The sequence below is a fragment of the Paenibacillus sp. ATY16 genome (assembly GCF_003399985.2).
Classification (GTDB): domain Bacteria; phylum Bacillota; class Bacilli; order Paenibacillales; family Paenibacillaceae; genus Pristimantibacillus; species Pristimantibacillus glycanilyticus.
In genome coordinates this window covers 132,802-151,911 of sequence record NZ_NMOK02000023.1, presented here as the reverse complement: position 1 = coordinate 151,911, position 19,110 = coordinate 132,802, and the positions used below count along the sequence as shown (strand labels likewise).

The following is a 19,110-nucleotide window of genomic DNA, read 5'->3' as shown; positions in this document are numbered from 1 at the left end:
AACTCAATGGAATCCAATACGACAGCGATCATTCATTATTTAGTGATATTGTTACTTATAATCTTAGCATCTGGTATGCTTACAGGTGTTCTTGCATCACGGTTGAAATTACCGGATGTCGTCCTTTACATAGGGGTAGGTATGCTGCTAGGACAAGGATTGCATTGGATTGATGAACCTAGTAGTTCGTTAACGAATCAAATGATTCTTGTTGTCGGTTCAGCGATTATTTTGTTCGACGGCGGGAGGAATATCAAGCTCCATGGACTCAAGAAGGTTGGCTGGACAGTTGCAATGTTGAGTGTTCCCGGCGTTATCGTTACCGTTGCGATTGTAGGCGCTGCGATTCACTACCTTTTTTCCATCGATTGGCTTTATGGATTGCTTGCTGCAGCCGTTATCGCTTCGACAGACCCAGCTTCTATTATCCCCGTATTCCGTCAAGTGAAGATTCGCGAAAGGGTGAGGGAGACTGTCGAAAGCGAGTCGGCATTTAACGATGCAACAGGTTCGATCATAACTTTTTCCTTGCTTGCAGCTGTCTCCGGTGGAACTTCACTTAATGCAGGTGTCATTACTTGGGATTTCTTACGAACAGCAATAGGAGGCATTTTTGTAGGCCTTGTAATCGGATTAATAATTAGCAGTTTAGTTGCTCATTCGCGTGTAGGTATACTGCGCGATTATACGACAATTGCAATGCTCGTTACTGCCTTAAGTTCATATCTAATAGGGGATTTGCTGCACGTTAGCGGCTTTATGGCAACATTTGTAGCAGGACTGATTTGGGGTAATTCTTCAGATTTTGGTTTGAAAATGAGCGATAAAAGGGAGGAAATGACTCATTTCTCCGATAACATTACTGTAATCATGCGAATGTTAATTTTTATCCTTCTTGGCAGTCAGGTCGATTTCAGACTTTTGGCTGACTATTGGTGGCAAAGCTTGCTTGCAGTGCTTGTTCTCATGTTTATTGCACGTCCGTTGACCGTGTTTATCTCCGCTTGGCCGGATCGTAAAACCCGTTGGACACTACGTGAAATGCTTTTTATGATTTGGGTTCGCGAAACCGGCGTAATCCCGGCCGCATTGTCAGGGATGCTTGCAGGATTACATATCGCTCATGCAGACGTAATTGCATCAGTAACTTTTATGGCAATAGTATTAACCATCTTAGTCCAGGCGAGTAGCACTGCTTGGGTGGCAAGAAAGTTGGGGATTGAAGAGATAAAATTATAAGATTGTGACACAATCGTTGTCGGACGACAAGAACATCTATACAATTGAAGTCGCATATACTGCGGCTTTTTTATTTTATGTATAGAAGTTCTTGTCATTTGTTCAAGACAAGAACTTCTATACATAGCCGGTGGCAATAATGTAAGAAGAGTTATTTAGGGCAGGTTAGTAAATCATTTTCGCAAATAACTTCAATAAGTGGGTTCATAAATATGTCCGTATCTTGGTTCAAATTTGAAGGAGGAACAAATAAGCCGTATGGCTTCTTCTTTATAAATAACTTGTTGGGCTCAAAAAATAAACAATATATTTTTATTGTAAAACGATAAATGAAGTGATAAAATCAAAAATGAGGGGAAATAGATGAAAAAAGAGACGCTCTTTTTAAAAGTTGTTCTGGTTGTTATGGCAATTCCTGCATTAGTGATGTGTTTTTATGGACTCCCAGCGATGGCGCATAGTATGATGCCGGATTTTCCGGATATTAAAGTTTATCTTTCCGCTTTGGCTGCGTATGTGGCGTCTATTGCGTATTCATTTACGCTACTTCAGGCATTTAAGCTTCTCAGGTACATCGATACAAATACCGCTTTTTCGCAAACCTCTGTTTTAGCGCTTAAGAAAATAAAGCGAGCGGCGGTTGTCGTATCACTTATGTTTGCATGTAATCTCCCGCTTTTCTACTTTGTAGCTGACGGCGCAGACGCACCAGGCGTCATGGTCATCGGGCTATTTATAACCTGTGCGCCAGTTGTAATCGCAGTATTTGCCGCAGTTCTTGAGAAACTGCTCAAAAACGCGATCGAGCTAAAAGAAGAACAGGAGTTGACCGTATGATAGTGGTTAACATTGATGTCATGCTTGCAAAGCGGAAAATGAGCGTTACTGAGCTATCGGAGAAAGTCGGCATTACAATGGCGAACCTGTCGATACTTAAAAACGGAAAAGCGAAAGCCATTCGAATCTCAACACTCGAAGCGATATGCAAAGCACTCGATTGCCAGCCTGGAGATATTCTAGAGTATCGGCAGGATTGAATAAAATAATAAAAAACGCCGTACGTCGAAGATGTAAGTAATGATGAAGAGTTCGAAAGCTATATCAATCCTAACGACTACATTGCCTTCGCCTTTTAGGTTAAAGGCAATATGACACTATACCATAAGAATAACTCATCAATAATAATGGTTGCTCATGACCATTGTTTTGAGCACATTACCCCCCTTGATGGTGGTTATCCGGAATATACAATATACAGAATTAATGATTGTCCAAACTTGTTGCTTGGGTTGAAGAAGTTGCTAAGCAAGAACTAAGTAGATTGATAACACAATGAATGATTAATACGACGGGGAACGATAGTTCAGCAATACGATAGCTGCCGGCGTATTACGTTAGGCTGCTTTTTGTTGAACGAAAGGGAGTATCTTTTGTCACACAGTCACAGTGGCTTGTTATCAATGACCCTGAAGAAGGAGTATTTCACGATATTATTCGTTAAATCAAATTTGGCATTGCAGGTTAGTTTAATTGCTTTCGCGAATTCTCTAAGTACTTTACGTGTAAGAAATAAAACCTTACATTCATAGAGGTGCTTCAATATGAGTTTTGATGACACTTTAATTTATGGGGACATTTAGGTAGGCCCAGAGTATTCTCTCTGGGCTCTTTTAATCATCCGATCATCTGCTCCACTAACTCAGATGCAAGTGTTCTTGAGCCACTCATTCCCTTTACATACTTTAATGGCCCTTCGCTTGACCATTCAATCCCTTTTAACTTCTTAATAAGTCGACTGGCAGTAGTTAATTCAAGTTGTTTGCGCGATTCTTGTACACAGCTTGCGAGCACCTGAGATCCGGCGATGGACAATGCATCTAGGCATACTATATGTGTTAAGCGCTGTCCCTTATAATCTATCCACTCAGAGGGGAATAGCTCTTTAACCTGTGAAAAATAATATATGGCAAGAGAAAGCTTTTCTTCTTTAGAGAATACACTCAATTTTCGATCCTTGAACAATAAACTTAACGTTCGATATAAATTTTGAAGTGTGATATGCCTGCCTTTGTTACGCTTACCAATAATACTCCCATTATTATGAAATGGGCTGTTTTTTTGAATTAATAGTTGTGTAGCGACCCAACTCAGTTCGTCAGAATCCCTACGCAAATATTTACTCAAGGAAGACCCAATTCCTTTTGCTTTCGTATTAATCGTATCGAAAAGTTTGACTTCTTCATCTTCATCTAAATAATGAAATGAAAGAAATGGAACATTAAGATCAGAATTGGTTTCATGAATGTAACGTTGAATTCCCTCTAAACGATGCTGACCATCCATTAAAGAGGCCTTTCCTTTGCAAATTAACCTCCCATAAGACGGTCTCTCACGGTCATAACAAACAAATTCCCATTGGGAAGCTGCATTGAGTAGAATGGGGGTAAAAAGTGCATCTTCTCCCTTAGAAAGATAAATAGCAAAGTCATGGCTTCTTTTCGAATCAACCGGTCTTTGATACCCCTTCCCAGAAGGATCATCGTATGGCTTTACATAAAATAAATTCATTATTGTTGATGCTGAAATATTTCCTTGGTAGGCAATCTTTCCTCTAATTTTGCTCATAAGCACATTCTCAATTACCACTTGACTTGGAAGAGCATTAATCATGTTATTATTCTCACCCGTATGATGTAATTTAACACCATAATAGATCTTAAAACATCTAAAATAAAATGGTTTTATATGTTATGAGTATATTTAATTGTTCACACGACTTACCTACTCTTTAAGAGAGGTGGTCAAAATGGCAGAATTAATCAAACAAATCGGGCAACAAATCCGGATTCTTCGGAAGAATCGTGGGCTTACCCAGGAACAACTAGGCGAAATGGTTCAACTGCCTCAATCATACATTGGCAGCGTAGAACGGGAGAAAAAATATTTCTCTGGAGACCCTCGAGAGGTTAATTAATGCCTTAAGAATCAGCCCTCTTGAGATATTAGGGCCCATGAAACTCACGGATAAAGAAAAGGCACTGGACTCTTTAAAAGTATTGCTTCACACTCGAAGCATTAAAGAAATCGAAATTATTTATAGACTGTCTAAAGATGTACTAGCTGCGTTCGATACAAAGAAACACCGAAGTGGTTGCATTACTCGAAGTGGTCTCTAATAGACCACTTTAAGGGGTGCAGCTCGAAGTTGTTTATGGCTTAAACATTTCTGATACATATTTAGAGATTCTTATACTTATCTCAGCTCTTACAACATCACGCATCATGGCAAACGTATCCTCATATCCTCGACACACAAACCTATAATGAATAGCGCTATCTACGCGCTCTTCTTGAAACACTCTTATGTTTCTTACCTTCATTTGTTTTCTTACCTCGCTTAAATCCGCATGAATTCGCGTCATTAAGACTTGAGAAGCCTTTACATACAGGTTCTTCAAAGAATAAGAAGTAAGTCCAATCTCAGTGCTATTTTTATCTACAATCGTGAGCATCATGGGCAGTAACACGTAGTCTCGAACTAATTCAAGTTCTTCCTTAGTGGGCAGGTCTGTCTTTACTTGCTCTTGTTGTCCATATCTGCGACTTAGGTATTGCTCCCGGTGTTCAGGCAGCATCATGCGGCTAGATTCCCAGCGGCCGTTGCCTTCGAGTTTCTTGCTCATTTGTAGTGTCCTCCAATTTTGACGCTACGCTCACGAGCCTGAGCTGCTTCCAGCAGCGAGGACGCCCGCAGAATCGAGGTCGTTCCAAATTTATCGCGGATCGTATCGGTGACACGGTCCAGCTTTCTTTCCTTTTCTCTGTTGCCAAACAGGGTGAGCTGATATTGATCGTCGGGAACCAGCTTAGATAACGTAACACCGAGCTTGCGGACGGGAAGTCGATCCCAGTTTGCATAAAATAACGTCCGTGCCGCGGCGAATACTTCCTTCGTAATATTGGTCGGATCGGGCACCGTCATTTGACGGAAAAAGCCCGTCGGGTGATCGAAGTCCGCACCCTGAGCGCCGGCTGCGACAACGCTACCCATATAGCCTTTGGCACGGCTGCGACGGCATACCTCCTCGCTTAACTCCAGCAGAATGATATCGATCTCCTGCGGGTTGCTGTAATCGCGAGGCAGCGTCATTTGGTGGCCCACGGCCTTCTGCGCGTCATGCGTGCTCGGCTTGACAGGACTCGGGTCAATGCCGTTTGCCGTCTGCCAGAACAGCTCCGCTTGAATATCGCTGTTGCGGCCCATCCGCGCCTGCAGCCTGCGCTTGAAGTCCGACAGGGGGAGGCTACCAAGATCCCCAATGGTTGTAATTCCCATTCGCTGGAAATGCGCGGTCATGCGCGAACCAACACCGAACATTTTATTTATAGGCTGTGGCCATAGTAAGCTTTCTACATCACTTTTTTGTATTGTAAATATCCCTGTAGTACTTTTCTTGGCCCATATATCAGTTGCCATTTTGGCCAATATCTTTGTTGAACTTATACCCACTCTAATCCAAACACCTGTATACATCATTACCTTAATTTGAATTCTGCGCGCAATTTCTTCTGGAGAACCAAAATAACTTAGGGAACCGGTTACGTCTAAAAACTGTTCATCAATAGAAAAAGGCTCGACCAAATCTGTGAAGGATTCAAATATTTCCGTTATCATAAGTGACACATCAATATAGGTCTGCATATGTGGACGAATAATCACAACATCGGGACATTTCCCCAAAGCTTCCCCTAATGTTTCTGCAGTGGTTATACCATATTGTTTAGCAATGGGACATGCTGCGAGAACAATCCCAGATCTGCGTGCCGGGTCCCCAGCCACAATAAGTGGCTTCTCACGATATTCCGGGTGCGCTGCTTTTTCGACCGACGCATAAAAAGATTGGCAGTCCGCTAACATAATAACGGGCACACAATGACCTCCCAGAAAAGACGAATATATGTTCTTGTTTTATTATATACCGAATGCATGTTCGTAATTCAAGGGATAAATTCTCCAATTCAATTTTATTTTTCAATCCTTGTTGCCACTAACCGTTATTTATGGCGAGACTCTTGATAAGAACTAATGTTCGTATTATAATCACCGAGAGGTGATCTTTTATGAATGATCAGTCCAATATAACATCAGACGAGTATAGTTTAATAAAAAACCACTGTGCTTTACCCTTTGTACGTGAAATGGTAAAGCGAAATAACGATAAAATAAAACTTGAGAGCTATACACTTGCTCCACTTTTTTTTCGGTCCGGCGAAATTTTGCTAACGTTAATTGATAACGACATATATGAAGTGCGACAACAGGTACGACAGTTGAACGCAAAGATAACGGAAGTTAAGAGAAACAGTGACGGAATCTTATACGAGATTTCTTTACGAGGATATGTTTCAGACTTTGCACTTTTGCGTCATACACTGAAACAAGAAATGGCGAAATGGCTGGAGAAATATATCTCAATAATTTTTAGGAACCAAATTTGAAATATGAAGCACAGGTGGGATCTGCCATTATTGTTAAGAGAAAACGTACGCTAGTAACAAAACCGCAGCCAATGAATGAACTGCACCCCAATTGTTAGACACGACTAACAATGGAGCATCGCCAAATATATTTCCACGATGTTTAAGTGAACCTTCGGAAGCACCGTCCGCTGCACGCAGCGCGGTGTTTTTTTGTTGGTTTAATTAAACTGCTCCCTGCGGTACACCTTCGGAGACATCCCGTAAACCTTGGTGAACTGGCGGGTGAAATAGTTGCTGTCGTTAAATCCGCTTTTATACGAAACTTCCGTAATCGGGACATGGGTTGTCTTAAGCAAATTGCATGCATGCTCCAGGCGGAGGCGCAGAAGATAGGCAAAGGGCGTCGTTTGATAATAGGACTGAAAAATCCGGTTTAAGTGCCTTACCGAAATATCCGATTTCTCGGCAATCTGCTCACGCGTAAGCGGCTCAAGATAGTGGTCTTCCATAAAGGAAATCGCATTCGCCAAATGCATCAGATTTCCTTGGATTCCTTGCTGGCCCTGAGTCTGATATTGCCTGGACAAATAAACGACAAGCTCCATGAAACGCGACCGCAGCATAGTCTGATAGCCCTGAAGCTTGTCCGCGTATTCCTCAATCATAAAGGCGACGAGGGAGGATACGTATTCCAGGCCCGGGATCGGCAAGCTGAGTTTGCTGCTGAAGGACTGGATATTCCGATAAAACGGTTCCAGAACGAACAACGCCCGGAAGCCGTTGGAGGATCGCAGATCGGGGCCGGCTGATGCAAGGATGTCCGGACGGTACATGATGTTGCAGATCCGGAAATCATGGGGATCCTTGTAGGCATGAGAGGCAGCGCCGTCAATAACAAAGACATCCCCCTTCTTAATAAACGAAGCTTCGGTGTTTACGATATGAGTAGCATTTCCGTTCAAAACGATAACGAGCTCGGAAAAATCCACGTGATCGTGAAGATACATGTCCTCGTCATGCCCGCCATATCCGATATAGAACAGAAATTGCTCGTCGGAGGTAAACCAATTTAAATGGACGCTTGTCATAAGACTTAAAACTCCCCTCAAAAACATGACGTAAGCTAGTTTGATGTCCTAATCATGCTATTTTAAGACCCTAAAATCAAGGATTAGGTCTAATTTGCTCCATTATAATGCTAAGTGAACAGGAAAAACAGCAGAGGAGTGGTGCGGATTTGTCCGTCATAAGCATTTGGCAGCGCATTGTCCGGCAGCGGTATCTTTATTACATGTCGGTCCCTTTTGTCATTTTTGTTTTTGTATTCAGTTATATGCCGTTATGGGGCTGGACGATGGCTTTTCAGCAATTTCGAGTAGGGAAGTCCTTCTTCGACCAGAAGTGGGTCGGCTTTGATAACTTTCGGATGTTATTTCAGGATGATCAATTTTTTAATGCGCTGCGAAACACTTTGGCGATGAGTTTTATGGGGCTCATTGCGAGCTTTACGATTCCGATCCTCTTCGCCGTTCTGTTGAACGAGGTCCGTATTTCGTTTCTGAAACGCGTCGTACAGACGGTTTCCTATCTGCCGCATTTTGTCTCCTGGGTGGTTGTTGCGGGGATTGTGACGAAGATGCTTTCAGCCGAGAATGGCGTTGTGAATCAAATCTTGGTAGGCCTGCATCTCATTCATGAGCCGATTCAGTTTATGGCCAAGGAAAATTTGTTCTGGTACCTGGTGACGAGCGCGGATATTTGGAAGGAAACCGGCTGGAACGCCATTATCTATCTGGCCGCCATTGCCGGGATTGGTCCGGAACTCTACGAGGCAGCCCGTGTTGACGGTGCAAGCAGGTTGAAGCAGATTTGGCATATTACGCTGCCGGGTATTCGTTCCACGATTATTATTTTGCTGATTATGTCAATCGGACATCTGATAAGCATCGGGTTCGAGAAGCAGTTTCTCCTCGGGAACAGTCTGGTAAAAGAGAAATCCGAAGTTCTTGATCTGTATGCCCTTAACTACGGACTGGGAATGGGACGTTATTCCTTCGGCACCGCAATTAACATTTTCAACTCCGTGGTAAGTCTGATCCTGCTATTCGTCGCGAACGGCATTTTCAAGAAGATCACCAAAGAAAGCATTATGTAAGGAGGGATTGAAATAGTGAAAGTTCGCATCTCACTGACGGATCGGCTCTTTGACGTGATCGTTTACCTCGTTATTTCGCTGGTAGCGGTCTGTACCCTTTACCCGTTCCTGAATGTGCTGGCTATATCCCTGAATGATTCAACCGACACGGTAAGGGGAGGCATTACGGTTTTTCCCCGTCACTTGACGTTTGACAATTATTCGCTTATTTTCTCGTTCGCAGGGCTGCTTACGGGACTCAAGATTTCGGTGCTGCGGACCTTGGCCGGTACGGTGCTGGGGCTTATCAGTTCTTCCATGCTGGCTTACGTGCTGAGCCGGGCGGAATTCGACGGACGTAAGTTTCTATCCCTATTCCTGGCGCTAACGATGTATGTATCGGGCGGTCTTATTCCTTTCTACCTTCTAATGCGCGATATGCATCTTATCGGAACGTTCTGGGTGTATGTGCTGCCCGGACTCGTAAGCGCATTCAATGTGTTTATTATTCGCTCGTTTATCGACGGGCTGCCGTACGCCCTTCAGGAATCGGCGAAGCTGGACGGAGCCAATGATTTTACGATCTACTGGCGCGTCATTCTTCCGTTATTGCTGCCGGCACTGGCCACGGTTGCGCTGTTCCTGGCGGTTGGCCAATGGAATTCCTGGTTTGATACGTATTTGTACAACGGCTCGAAGGAGCATTTGACCACGCTGCAGTTCGAGTTAATGAAAGTGCTGCAGAGCACCCAGGTGGGCAGCAACGGTCAAGAGGTTAACGGGACGAACATGAATCAAGTGATGAACAGAATTTCTCCGGAATCGGTCAAAATGGCAATCACAATCATTGTTACGGTTCCGATTCTTCTGGTCTATCCGTTTCTGCAGCGGTATTTCGTTACGGGGATGACGCTTGGCGCGGTGAAAAGCTGATTGATCTGACAGCGGTATCGGCAGGGTAACCTGTTTATACGATATACGAATCTTAATTTAAATGGGGGTATACAGGATGGTAAAAGCAGGGGAAATCTCGAAGCTGGGCATGGTCTTTACGCTCGCGGTAGGCGTATTGGCCGGATGCGCGGGAAATAACGGCAATGGCAATGTTGTAAGCGGTAACACGGGAAAAGAGCAGGGAAATGAGACCTCCCCAGTTACCTTCTCGTTCTTCAGCGAGGATGGCAATCCGAATTGGAGGAATATGCAGGATGATGTAGGCAAAGAAATTACAAAGCAGACAGGCGTTACGCTTGATGCCGAGTTTGCGGTTGGCGATCCTGCACAGAAGGTAGCCCTCATCGCGACCAGCGGGGATTATCCCGATCTGATCAGCCCCAAAGGGGATTTGAACAAATTGGTCGATGCGGGAGCCATGCTTGATCTGACGGATTTGATCGAGAAGTACGCCCCGAATCTGAAGAAGCTGTTTGGCGATCAAATGAATCGGCTGCGCTACAGCAACGACGATCCGTCCATCTACGTGATTCCGACCTATTCGGCTGTTGACGGACAAACGTTTGTAGCGGGAGGCGGATTCGAGCTGCAGCACCGCGCGGTAAAGGAAGCGGGCTACCCTGAGATCAAGACGCTGCAAGATTACGAGAACATCATCAAATCTTATATAGAAAAGCACCCGACGGATGAAAACGGGAATAAAAATATCGGACTCACTCTCAACGGGGATGATTGGCATACGTATATTACCGTAACCAACCCGGCAGCCGAAACGACTGGCAAATCGGGCGACGGCGAGTATTATATTGATCCGAAAACGAATGAAGCTACCTATCATTACCGTACGGAAGGCGAGAAAGAGTATTTTCAGTGGCTAAACCATATGTATAACATCGGGCTGCTGGATAAAGAAAGCTTCGTAGAGAAGAATGACCAGTACCTGGCGAAGATTGCCTCCGGTCGGGTAATCGGTTTGATCGACGCGGATTGGGGTTATGCGGACGGCGAAAAAGCACTGAAAGCTGACAACAAGCTTGACCAAACCTACGGGCATTACTCGGTTATGTTGTCGGACGCTTATAAAGATAACCGCTTCCAGTCCACGGGCTTTATGGCTGGCTGGGGAGTAGGCATTACAACATCCTGCAAAGATCCGGTAAGGGCGATTAAATTCCTGGATTATCTGGCATCGGAGCAAGCCCAGGTACTTAACAACTGGGGGATTGAAGGCAAGCATTATACGATCCAGGATGGCAAACGCGTAGTTCCGGAAGATGTTCAGAAGCGCATCATTAACGATAATACGGCTTTTAGTCAAGAATCCGGCATTGGCTTCTATTCCAATATTGGCGCGCATTACGGTGATGGCGTCAAGGATTCCACGGGCAATTATTATACGAAGAATTTCCCGGAGCAAATCGTGAGCACGTATACAAGCGCCGATAAGGAAACGCTCAAGGCGTATAACGCTACAACCTGGAAAGACCTGTTCCCGAAAGAGGAAGAGTTCCCGGTCAAAGCATGGGGAGCCGCTTGGAATATAGCGGTACCAGGCGATGACGAAGTGACCATCCTCGCCAATAAAATGAAAGACATTACATGGAAGCAGATTCCGCAAATGGTGATGGCAAAGCCGGAAGACTTCGATAAGATGTGGGACAACTACCAGAAGCAATTGCTGGATGCAGGAGTCGAGAAAATGGAAAAAGGCTTTACGAAGTATGTACAGGACCGCGTCAAGCTGTGGAATGAATAGACCTTAATGAAATTCGACCTAGGAGAGAAAAAATAGTGAAGTCATACTGCAATCCCGTTATTAGCGGGTTTCATCCGGATCCCAGCGTCTGCCGGGCGGGAGAAGATTATTATTTGGTGACAAGCTCGTTTGAATATTTTCCGGGCGTTCCCTTATTTCACAGCAGGGATCTCGTTAATTGGGAGCAGATTGGACATGTTCTAACGCGTACGGAACAATTGGATTTAAGCAAGGCCGGAAGCTCGGGCGGAATTTACGCGCCAACCATACGCTATAACAACGGAACGTTCTTCATGACGACGACCAATGTATCCGGCGGGGGGAATTTCTTCGTCTACGCAGACGACCCGAGAGGAAGGTGGTCGGATCCTGTCTTTGTAGACCAGCCGGGTATTGACCCTGATTTATTTTTCGACGAAGATGGCTCCGTCTATTACACAACTTCTCATGATGCCAACGGGCAAGGCGTCTATCAGAGCAAAATCGATATTCAAACCGGGGAACGCTTGTCCGAGGTAAGCTTGCTGTGGAGGGGAACCGGCGGTCAATATCCGGAAGCCCCGCATGTTTACCGCATTGGCGAATGGTACTATCTCCTGATCTCGGAGGGAGGGACGGAGTACGGTCACATGGTCACCGTTGCGAGGAGCAAGAGGCCGGACGGTCCATACGAGGGATATCCGCACAACCCGATCCTAACCCATCGCAGTCAATTGAAATCCATTCACGCAACGGGGCATGCTGACTTTACTCAAGGGCCGGATGGCAGCTGGTGGACCGTTTTCCTCGGCATTCGCCCTGCCGGTTATCCCAATCATCATTATCTGGGCAGGGAGACCTTCTTGGCCCCCGTTGCTTGGACGGAGGATGCGTGGCCAATCATTGGAGATAACGGAACAGCCGATGAAATTATGCCTGCGGGAAATCTTCCGTTGCAGCCCAAGACGGAGCCTGCGGTTAGAGATAACTTCGAAGACGCGTCGCTTGCCCCATGCTGGAATTTCCTGCGTTCGCCGGATTCAAGCAATTGGTCGCTTTCCGCGAAGAAAGGCAGCTTGACGTTATACGGCTCCGGGGATACCTTAAACGAAACGGGCGTTCCTTCTTTTGTCGGGCGCAGACAGCAGCATTTTTCATTCCGGGCAAGTACTCACCTCACCTTTGCGCCAAAGCAGGATGGTGAAGAAGCGGGTATCGCCGTGTATATGAACGAACGCTTCCATTACGAGATTGCGGTCACGCAAATAGCAGGAGTGCGAAAGCTGATTTTCCGCCGAAGGCTGGGCACGCTCTGGAAGGTGGAAAGCGAGATGCCGTGGCCCCATGACACCGTTGTATTGAGCATTCGAGGGGATAGAGCCGATTATGTTTTTGGCTTCGCCAGAAGCGAAACGGAAGACCCTGTCCGAATGGGTCAAGGGGAGTGCAGAATGCTGGCTACGGAGGTAGCCGGAGGGTTCACCGGTGTATTTATCGCCATGTACGCAACAGGCAATGGGGTACACTCTATATCGCCGGCACATTTTGACTGGATGGAGTACCGGGCTGCAGATTATTAAACATACATGTTGGACGCAACAAAATCCGCTTCAGCTTATAGCTGCAGCGGATTTTGTTATTAAGGGGGATGGAAGCGAAACTGGAAAATGACATTGCGCAATATCGTCTCGAAAAATGAAAGCGTTGACAACTTGGCGCGGATGACGTCAATCTTGACTGTGATGTCATCATATGTACAAGAGGGGAGGCCGTTGAAGATCAGGTGGGTCAGGAATGCTTTGCGGGGAATCGTCCGTCCGTTTCAAATCAGTCCTCGGTAGGATAATCCCGGTTATGCTTACTCAATTGAGCTGGTAGATTTTCATCTTAACTCCCTTTCCGGGAGTTTTTTTGTTTGAAAGAGAAATTTAATCTCCACGCAATCAAGGCATGGCGTTTACTGCAAAGTGTCGCCTTTTTATAGGGATAGGTTAAAACCGAGTGTTCAGGTATGTTAGTGAAGCGCTTTATATTTTTTGCGATTCGTATTTTAAACCGCTTTAAAAGATGACATTCTTTCAAATAAAGCGCATACAATTTACAAAAAATTAACATTGCGGAGGTGAATATTGACTTCATCCGGGCAGCCGAGAATCGGCTTAAGGCAAGAAATAAGGGGAGTGCAGCATAGCCAATGAAGCAAAGTTCACGAATGGAGGGGTTCATTTGAGGAGACAGCGGAAGCTACTGGCTGTTCTATTAGTTATCATCTCTATTATTGCGGCAGGGTGCACGAATAATAATAATTCGCCGGCGCCGTCGAATGCGGCAGGAGAGCCGAGCAGCGACAAGGGCACGGACAAGGATGAAGACAAGGGTGGCGGAGGCGGTGGTACGGATACAACAGCGGCCAAGGAGGCCCCAATGCTCGCCAAGCTTGTAGCAGGTGGTACTCTTCCTCCGTTGTCGGAACGTCTCCCCGTGCAGGCTGACGTCATGGTGGAGCCAGTGGTTGACGAAATCGGACAATACGGCGGCGATTGGAAGATGGCTTGGACAGGTCCGGGTGACAAGTGGTCCGTCGGACAGCCGACGGAGGAGGCGCTTTTCCGTTTCAACAAGGACGGCAGCGGCGTCGAACCAAACGTAGCCAAGAGCTATGAAGTGAACGAGGATTCTACCGAGTTTACGATTCATCTTAGGGAGGGCATGAAGTGGTCCGACGGTGAGCCCTTTACGGCGGACGATGTACTTTTCTATTGGGAGCATATGTTGACGAAGGAAACCTTTGGCAAGGCGATCTACGATGCTTATTACTCGGTTGATCCGGTTACGGGTGATAAGGCATTGGCTACTGTCACAAAGGTAGACGATTATACGTTTAAGGTCGTTCATAAGTATCCGAGCGTTCAGTTTTTAGAACGTGTCGCTATCGACAATAAATGGTTTTTCGCACCGGCCCATTTCCACAAGACGATTCTGCCGGAGCTTGTCGGCGAGGAAAAAGCACTGGAGATCGCCAAGCAGTGGGGCTTCGAGGATACGACGGCTTTCCTGAAGGAAACCGGTTATTATTACTGGCTTTATCCGCAAATTCCTACGCTCCGGCCATGGGTAGCCAAGAACGATCCGAATAGCGATCAGTTCATCATGGAACGGAATCCGTATTATTGGAAAACGGATCCGGAAGGCAATCAGCTGCCTTACATGGACCGAATCGTCGCAACGAAAATCCAAGATCCGAGTCAGCGAGTTCTAGGTACGCTGGCAGGCGACTTTAATTTGTCTACGTTCGGAGCGCAGGATTTTACCGTATTGAAGGAAAACGAGAAGAAGGGCGATTACCGTGTTATCTCCTGGCAGCAGCCCGCTTGGATGACTTCGGGTATTCAACTCAACCAAACCATAGACGATCCTAATCTTCGCAAATTGTTCCAGGATATCCGCTTTAGAGAAGCGCTTTCGATTGGCGTTAACCGCAGCGAGATTACGGAGATCGTGACGAACGGCATCGCGGACCCAATCCAAGCTTCCGTTCAGGAAGGGCTTGTCGGTTACCAGGAAGGCTGGGCCGATCAATGGTCGAGCTTCGATCCAGAACGGGCGAACGCGCTGCTCGACGAGATTGGATTAACGAAGCGCGACAAGAACAATTTCCGGCTGTTCCCGGACGGTTCGGACGTGACCCTCACCATTATGGATTCTTCGGAGGATAGCGCTAATTACACCGAGCTCCTCAAGAAGTATTACGAGGATATGGGCATTAAGACGAACGTGAAGCTCGTCGATCAAGCGACGCTGCAGGAATTGAAGTATTCAAATCAAGTACCGGTCAGCATTGAGAACATTTCGGTCGTAAACGTAGCTTACCGTCCCGATGCGCTTGTTCCGCTTCGCGTCTTGACTCCGTGGTATGGACAATACGGCTTGTACGTTTCGTCTGGAGGCAAGGAGGGTGTAAAACCAGAAGGCGACATTGCCAAAATTCTAGAGTACTGGGATCAGATCAAAGCGGCCAAAACGCCAGAAGAGATTAACCGGCTTAGCAATGAGATCGTTAAGTTGCACATGAAAAACCAATGGGTAATCGGTTATGCCGGCCCAACGCCGACCTTGATTGCCGCTTCGAATAAGATGGGCAACATTCCGAAGGATCTGATTTGGGCTGACGAGTTCCGTTCGCTTGGAGCGGCTCACCCCGCACAGTTTTATTTAAAGCCGTAACCTTTAGTTCATAAAAGCGTGCCGCAAGGGGCGAGACGCAGCTCGCCCTTGCGGCGGCATGTTTATTCGAAAGACATTCGCTTCGATTGGCGGACGCATAATGGTCAAAGGGAAGGGAGGATAACAGGTGCTACAGTATACGTTGAAGCGTATTTTATTGGCCATCCCGGTCGTGTTTTTTATCTCCGTTATCGTGTTCTACATTATACAGCTGCCGCCCGGCGACTACGTATCCAATTACGCGGCAGAAGCTTCAGTTGCCGGAGAAGTATTCACGCAGGAAGACATGGCTGCGATGAGAGCGGACCTTGGTCTTGACCGTCCCGTTTACGAGCAGTACTTCATTTGGGTTAAGGATATCGTATTGCAAGGGGATTTTGGCTTCTCCTTTAACTATAACAAGCCTGTGCTAGACGTCATTGAGCAATATATGGGCCTAACGCTAACCGTGTCGTTGGTGACAATGGCCTTCCAATATCTTGTGGCGATTCCGATCGGCATCTACTGCGCGGTCAAGCAATATTCGATAGGCGATTACTTCTTTTCGGGGCTAAGCTTTCTCGGAATGGCAACGCCGCATTTTTTGATGGCCGTCATTTTGATGTTTCTCTCTTATACCTGGTTCGGCGACCCGCTGCTTGGTTTGTTCTCCGCCGAATACGTTAACGCGCCTTGGTCAATGGACAAGGCGATAGATCTGGCGAAGCATATGGTCATTCCCGTCATTGTCATCGGGTTATCCGGGACGGCGGATTTGATTCGCGTTATGCGGGGCCAAATGCTGGATGAGCTGAATAAACCAAACGTCGTTACGGCAAGAGCAAAGGGCTTGTCGGAACGGAAAATTTTGTTTAAGTACCCGACAAGGGCCGCGCTAAACCCAATCGTCAGCACGTTCGGGTGGTCGCTTACGTCGATTTTTACCGGTTCTACGATTACGGCGATTGTTCTCAATTTGCCCATTCAAGGGCCGGTTATGTTTAATGCCTTGCTTGGTCAGGACATGTACCTGGCGGGGACCTGGTTATTGTTCATGGCGCTGCTTACGGTGCTCGGAACTTTGATTTCGGACATCTTGCTCGCATGGCTGGATCCAAAAATCCGTACAGAATTCAGGGGATCGTAGACGATGAGACGACTATCGGTATTTAGAAGACGACATGCGTCTAGCGCTGAGCCTGCCAAGGATAAGGATGCAAACTATAGTTCGCAATGGCAGCTAATGTACGTCAGGTTCAAGAAGCATAAACTCGCACGGGTCAGCCTGATCGTGCTTGCGCTTCTCTATGCAGGGGCGTTATTCGCTCAATTTCTAGCTCCTTACGGACTGGAAAACTACGACAGTAAATACGTGAACGCGCCTCCGATGAAGTTGCGGTTCGTTGATACGGAAGGAAAGTTTCATATCCGGCCTTTCGTGTACGGGTTGAAGTCTGGGCGCGATCCGGAGACCATGCGCAAAATGTTTACGAACGATACGAAGAAATATCCGCTTCAATTTTTCGTGAAAGGCGAGCGCTATAAGTTTCTAGGTCTGATTCCTTCTTCCACGCATCTTATCGGAGTCAAGGAGCCCGGCCGCCTTTTCCTGCTGGGTACGGACTCTCTTGGAAGAGACTTATTTTCCCGCATTTTGCTAGGCAGTCAAGTTTCATTAAGCATTCCTTTAGTGGGAGTGGGTATCAGCTTTGTCTTGGGGTTGATTATCGGCGGGGCGTCCGGCTATTTCGGAGGCTGGCTGGATGCCGTTATTCAGCGAGTTATTGAGATTATACGTTCTTTCCCGACGCTGCCGTTATGGATGGCGTTGTCGGCGGCTATTCCTCCGCGTATTCCAGTCGTCAGGATGTACTTCTATATCGTTATCATCTTTGCGTTTATTGAATGGACGGGACTGGCGAGGGTCGTACGAGGCAAATTTATATCCCTTAGGAACGAAGACTACGTCGTTGCCGCCAAAATCGCGGGCGTCAGCGACGCGAAAATTATCGCCAGGCATTTGCTGCCCGGCTTCATCAGCTATCTGGTCGTAGCAACAACGCTGGCGATTCCCGGCATGATTCTAGCCGAGACGGCCATGAGTTTCCTTGGCCTTGGCATTCGTTCTCCTGCTACCAGCTGGGGCGTACTGCTTCAGGAAGCGCAGAAGATTGATAATATCGCTTTGTATCCGTGGAAGATCATTCCGCTCGGAACGGTTATTCTCACCGTCTTAACGTTCAACTTTCTTGGCGACGGCTTGCGCGACGCTGCGGATCCATATAAACGGTAAGCTCAAAAACAAAATTATAGCGAGGGGATATTTATGACGGCAGAGACCGCTCAACCGCAGCATCCGCTTCTCCGTGTTCAAGATTTGAAGATTCGAATTAAAATGGATAACGGAGTGATGAATGCTGTTGACGGGGTAGATTTCGAAATCCGAAAGGGCAGGACGTTAGGTCTCGTAGGCGAGTCCGGCTGCGGGAAAAGCTTGACCAGCCGGGCGTTAATCGGCATTAATCCGAAGGAGTGCGAGACTTCGGGGACAATCGATTACCTTTCTTCGGAAGATACGAAGGATGGTGCGTTGGATTTGCTCTCGCTGGATCCAAACGGTCGCAAGATCCGCTCCATTCGCGGCCGCAAGATCGCCATGATCTTTCAAGAACCGATGACGGCTTTCTCGCCGATGTATACGATCGGGAATCAAATTATGGAAGCGATCCTAATCCACCGAACCAAGAACAAGAAGGAAGCGAAGAGAATCGCTCTTGAGATGTTGAGCAAGGTCGGTATATCGGACCAGGAAAAGAGGTTTGATCAATATCCGCATGAATTCTCCGGGGGGATGCGCCAGCGGGCTATGATTTCCATGGCCTTGTCATGCAATCCGGAAATTCTGATTGCTGACGAGCCGACGACAGCGCTTGACGTGACGATTCAAGCCCAGGTACTGGAGTTAATGAAGCGGCTGCAGCAGGAATTCGGGATGGCGATTCTATTGGTGACGCATGATTTGGGAATTATCGCGGAAATGTGTGACGAAGTGGCTGTCATGTATCTCGGCAAAATCGTCGAGCAGGCTCCGATGAGGGAGATTTTCCGAAATCCGAAGCATCCGTATACAAAAGGGCTTATGCGATCCATGCCGAGACTAGGCGGCAATAAGGCCAAACGGCTGGAATCCATTGAAGGCTCGGTACCTGTTCCAGTCAATATGCCGCCAATGTGCGGCTTCTACGATCGCTGCAAAGACCGGATCGAAGGCGTGTGCAATAAGCAGTCCGTGCCAAGCACGCAAATATCCGACAGTCATACGGTTAGGTGCTTCCTGTATTCGGAGCAGCAGGGAGGAAAATGA

General features: G+C 46.7%; 17 protein-coding genes. 13 read left to right on the top strand and 4 right to left on the bottom strand.

From position 1 onward, the window contains the following. Positions 1-6: 6 nt before the first annotated feature. The 3 genes from CFI03_RS13525 to CFI03_RS13515 all read left to right on the top strand — a co-directional run bounded on the left by CFI03_RS13525 (position 7) and on the right by CFI03_RS13515 (position 2,276). The gene (locus tag CFI03_RS13525; protein ID WP_248757625.1) at positions 7-1,239 is read left to right on the top strand and encodes a cation:proton antiporter; all 1,233 of its coding nucleotides are present in this window, start codon (positions 7-9) and stop codon (positions 1,237-1,239) included. Positions 1,240-1,602: 363 nt separating this feature from the next. Beyond that, positions 1,603-2,076 carry a DUF2975 domain-containing protein gene (locus CFI03_RS13520; protein ID WP_219834129.1) on the top strand — a complete coding sequence of 158 codons (474 nt, stop codon included), beginning with the start codon at positions 1,603-1,605 and terminating at the stop codon, positions 2,074-2,076. Next, positions 2,073-2,276: a helix-turn-helix domain-containing protein gene (locus tag CFI03_RS13515; RefSeq protein WP_113035934.1), complete on the top strand. Its 204-nt coding sequence runs from the start codon at positions 2,073-2,075 to the stop codon at positions 2,274-2,276. The genes CFI03_RS13520 and CFI03_RS13515 overlap by 4 nt, the downstream gene beginning before the upstream one ends. 637 nt (positions 2,277-2,913) lie before the next feature. Here CFI03_RS13515 and CFI03_RS13510 read toward each other — a convergent pair. Beyond that, positions 2,914-3,909, bottom strand: a complete 996-nt coding sequence (locus tag CFI03_RS13510) for a DGQHR domain-containing protein (RefSeq protein WP_248757624.1) — start codon at positions 3,907-3,909, stop codon at positions 2,914-2,916. Positions 3,910-4,045: 136 nt separating this feature from the next. On the opposite strand from CFI03_RS13510, the gene CFI03_RS13505 reads away from it, so the two are divergent. Then, positions 4,046-4,213 (top strand): helix-turn-helix domain-containing protein, encoded by a 168-nt coding sequence (locus CFI03_RS13505; protein WP_248757623.1) that lies wholly within the window; start codon positions 4,046-4,048, stop codon positions 4,211-4,213. 235 nt (positions 4,214-4,448) lie between these two features. Here the strand turns inward: CFI03_RS13505 and CFI03_RS13500 are convergent, their stop codons facing one another. Both CFI03_RS13500 and CFI03_RS13495 read right to left on the bottom strand, forming a co-directional pair. Then, positions 4,449-4,922: a YhjD family protein gene (locus CFI03_RS13500; protein ID WP_248757622.1), complete on the bottom strand. Its 474-nt coding sequence runs from the start codon at positions 4,920-4,922 to the stop codon at positions 4,449-4,451. Further along, positions 4,919-6,157 (bottom strand): DNA polymerase IV, encoded by a 1,239-nt coding sequence (locus CFI03_RS13495; RefSeq protein WP_248757848.1) that lies wholly within the window; start codon positions 6,155-6,157, stop codon positions 4,919-4,921. The genes CFI03_RS13500 and CFI03_RS13495 overlap by 4 nt, the downstream gene beginning before the upstream one ends. A 203-nt stretch (positions 6,158-6,360) precedes the next feature. Here CFI03_RS13495 and CFI03_RS13490 point away from each other — a divergent pair, with 203 nt between their 5' ends. Next, on the top strand, positions 6,361-6,738 hold the full coding sequence (locus CFI03_RS13490; RefSeq protein ID WP_248757621.1) for a YhjD family protein: 378 nt from the start codon (positions 6,361-6,363) through the stop codon (positions 6,736-6,738). 200 nt (positions 6,739-6,938) lie between these two features. Here the strand turns inward: CFI03_RS13490 and CFI03_RS13485 are convergent, their stop codons facing one another. After that, on the bottom strand, positions 6,939-7,808 hold the full coding sequence (locus CFI03_RS13485; RefSeq protein WP_201001101.1) for a helix-turn-helix domain-containing protein: 870 nt from the start codon (positions 7,806-7,808) through the stop codon (positions 6,939-6,941). Positions 7,809-8,011: 203 nt separating this feature from the next. Between CFI03_RS13485 and CFI03_RS13480 the strand changes: the two genes are divergently transcribed. From CFI03_RS13480 to CFI03_RS13445, 8 genes are all read left to right on the top strand, one after another. Next, complete coding sequence (locus CFI03_RS13480; RefSeq protein WP_248757847.1) at positions 8,012-8,875, top strand: ABC transporter permease; 864 nt, start codon at positions 8,012-8,014, stop codon at positions 8,873-8,875. A gap of 15 nt (positions 8,876-8,890) precedes the next feature. After that, positions 8,891-9,787 carry a carbohydrate ABC transporter permease gene (locus tag CFI03_RS13475; protein WP_248757620.1) on the top strand — a complete coding sequence of 299 codons (897 nt, stop codon included), beginning with the start codon at positions 8,891-8,893 and terminating at the stop codon, positions 9,785-9,787. Positions 9,788-9,863: 76 nt separating this feature from the next. Then, complete coding sequence (locus tag CFI03_RS13470) at positions 9,864-11,564, top strand: ABC transporter substrate-binding protein (protein WP_248757619.1); 1,701 nt, start codon at positions 9,864-9,866, stop codon at positions 11,562-11,564. 35 nt (positions 11,565-11,599) lie between these two features. Beyond that, positions 11,600-13,123 (top strand): glycoside hydrolase family 43 protein, encoded by a 1,524-nt coding sequence (locus CFI03_RS13465; protein ID WP_481857676.1) that lies wholly within the window; start codon positions 11,600-11,602, stop codon positions 13,121-13,123. A gap of 646 nt (positions 13,124-13,769) precedes the next feature. Then, complete coding sequence (locus tag CFI03_RS13460; RefSeq protein ID WP_248757618.1) at positions 13,770-15,767, top strand: ABC transporter substrate-binding protein; 1,998 nt, start codon at positions 13,770-13,772, stop codon at positions 15,765-15,767. Between the two features lie 127 nt (positions 15,768-15,894). Next, on the top strand, positions 15,895-16,893 hold the full coding sequence (locus tag CFI03_RS13455; protein ID WP_248757617.1) for an ABC transporter permease: 999 nt from the start codon (positions 15,895-15,897) through the stop codon (positions 16,891-16,893). Between the two features lie 3 nt (positions 16,894-16,896). After that, positions 16,897-18,039 carry an ABC transporter permease gene (locus tag CFI03_RS13450; RefSeq protein WP_248757616.1) on the top strand — a complete coding sequence of 381 codons (1,143 nt, stop codon included), beginning with the start codon at positions 16,897-16,899 and terminating at the stop codon, positions 18,037-18,039. A 33-nt stretch (positions 18,040-18,072) separates the two neighbouring features. Next, on the top strand, positions 18,073-19,110 hold the full coding sequence (locus tag CFI03_RS13445) for an ABC transporter ATP-binding protein (RefSeq protein ID WP_283094520.1): 1,038 nt from the start codon (positions 18,073-18,075) through the stop codon (positions 19,108-19,110).

Coding starts and splice junctions, on each gene's coding strand:
- CFI03_RS13525 (WP_248757625.1), top strand. CDS start 7: ATGGAATCCAATACGACAGCGATCATTCATTATTTAGTGATATTGTTA.
- CFI03_RS13520 (WP_219834129.1), top strand. CDS start 1,603: ATGAAAAAAGAGACGCTCTTTTTAAAAGTTGTTCTGGTTGTTATGGCA.
- CFI03_RS13515 (WP_113035934.1), top strand. CDS start 2,073: ATGATAGTGGTTAACATTGATGTCATGCTTGCAAAGCGGAAAATGAGC.
- CFI03_RS13510 (WP_248757624.1), bottom strand. CDS start 3,909: ATGATTAATGCTCTTCCAAGTCAAGTGGTAATTGAGAATGTGCTTATG.
- CFI03_RS13505 (WP_248757623.1), top strand. CDS start 4,046: ATGGCAGAATTAATCAAACAAATCGGGCAACAAATCCGGATTCTTCGG.
- CFI03_RS13500 (WP_248757622.1), bottom strand. CDS start 4,922: ATGAGCAAGAAACTCGAAGGCAACGGCCGCTGGGAATCTAGCCGCATG.
- CFI03_RS13495 (WP_248757848.1), bottom strand. CDS start 6,157: ATGTTAGCGGACTGCCAATCTTTTTATGCGTCGGTCGAAAAAGCAGCG.
- CFI03_RS13490 (WP_248757621.1), top strand. CDS start 6,361: ATGAATGATCAGTCCAATATAACATCAGACGAGTATAGTTTAATAAAA.
- CFI03_RS13485 (WP_201001101.1), bottom strand. CDS start 7,808: ATGACAAGCGTCCATTTAAATTGGTTTACCTCCGACGAGCAATTTCTG.
- CFI03_RS13480 (WP_248757847.1), top strand. CDS start 8,012: ATGTCGGTCCCTTTTGTCATTTTTGTTTTTGTATTCAGTTATATGCCG.
- CFI03_RS13470 (WP_248757619.1), top strand. CDS start 9,864: ATGGTAAAAGCAGGGGAAATCTCGAAGCTGGGCATGGTCTTTACGCTC.
- CFI03_RS13450 (WP_248757616.1), top strand. CDS start 16,897: ATGAGACGACTATCGGTATTTAGAAGACGACATGCGTCTAGCGCTGAG.
- CFI03_RS13445 (WP_283094520.1), top strand. CDS start 18,073: ATGACGGCAGAGACCGCTCAACCGCAGCATCCGCTTCTCCGTGTTCAA.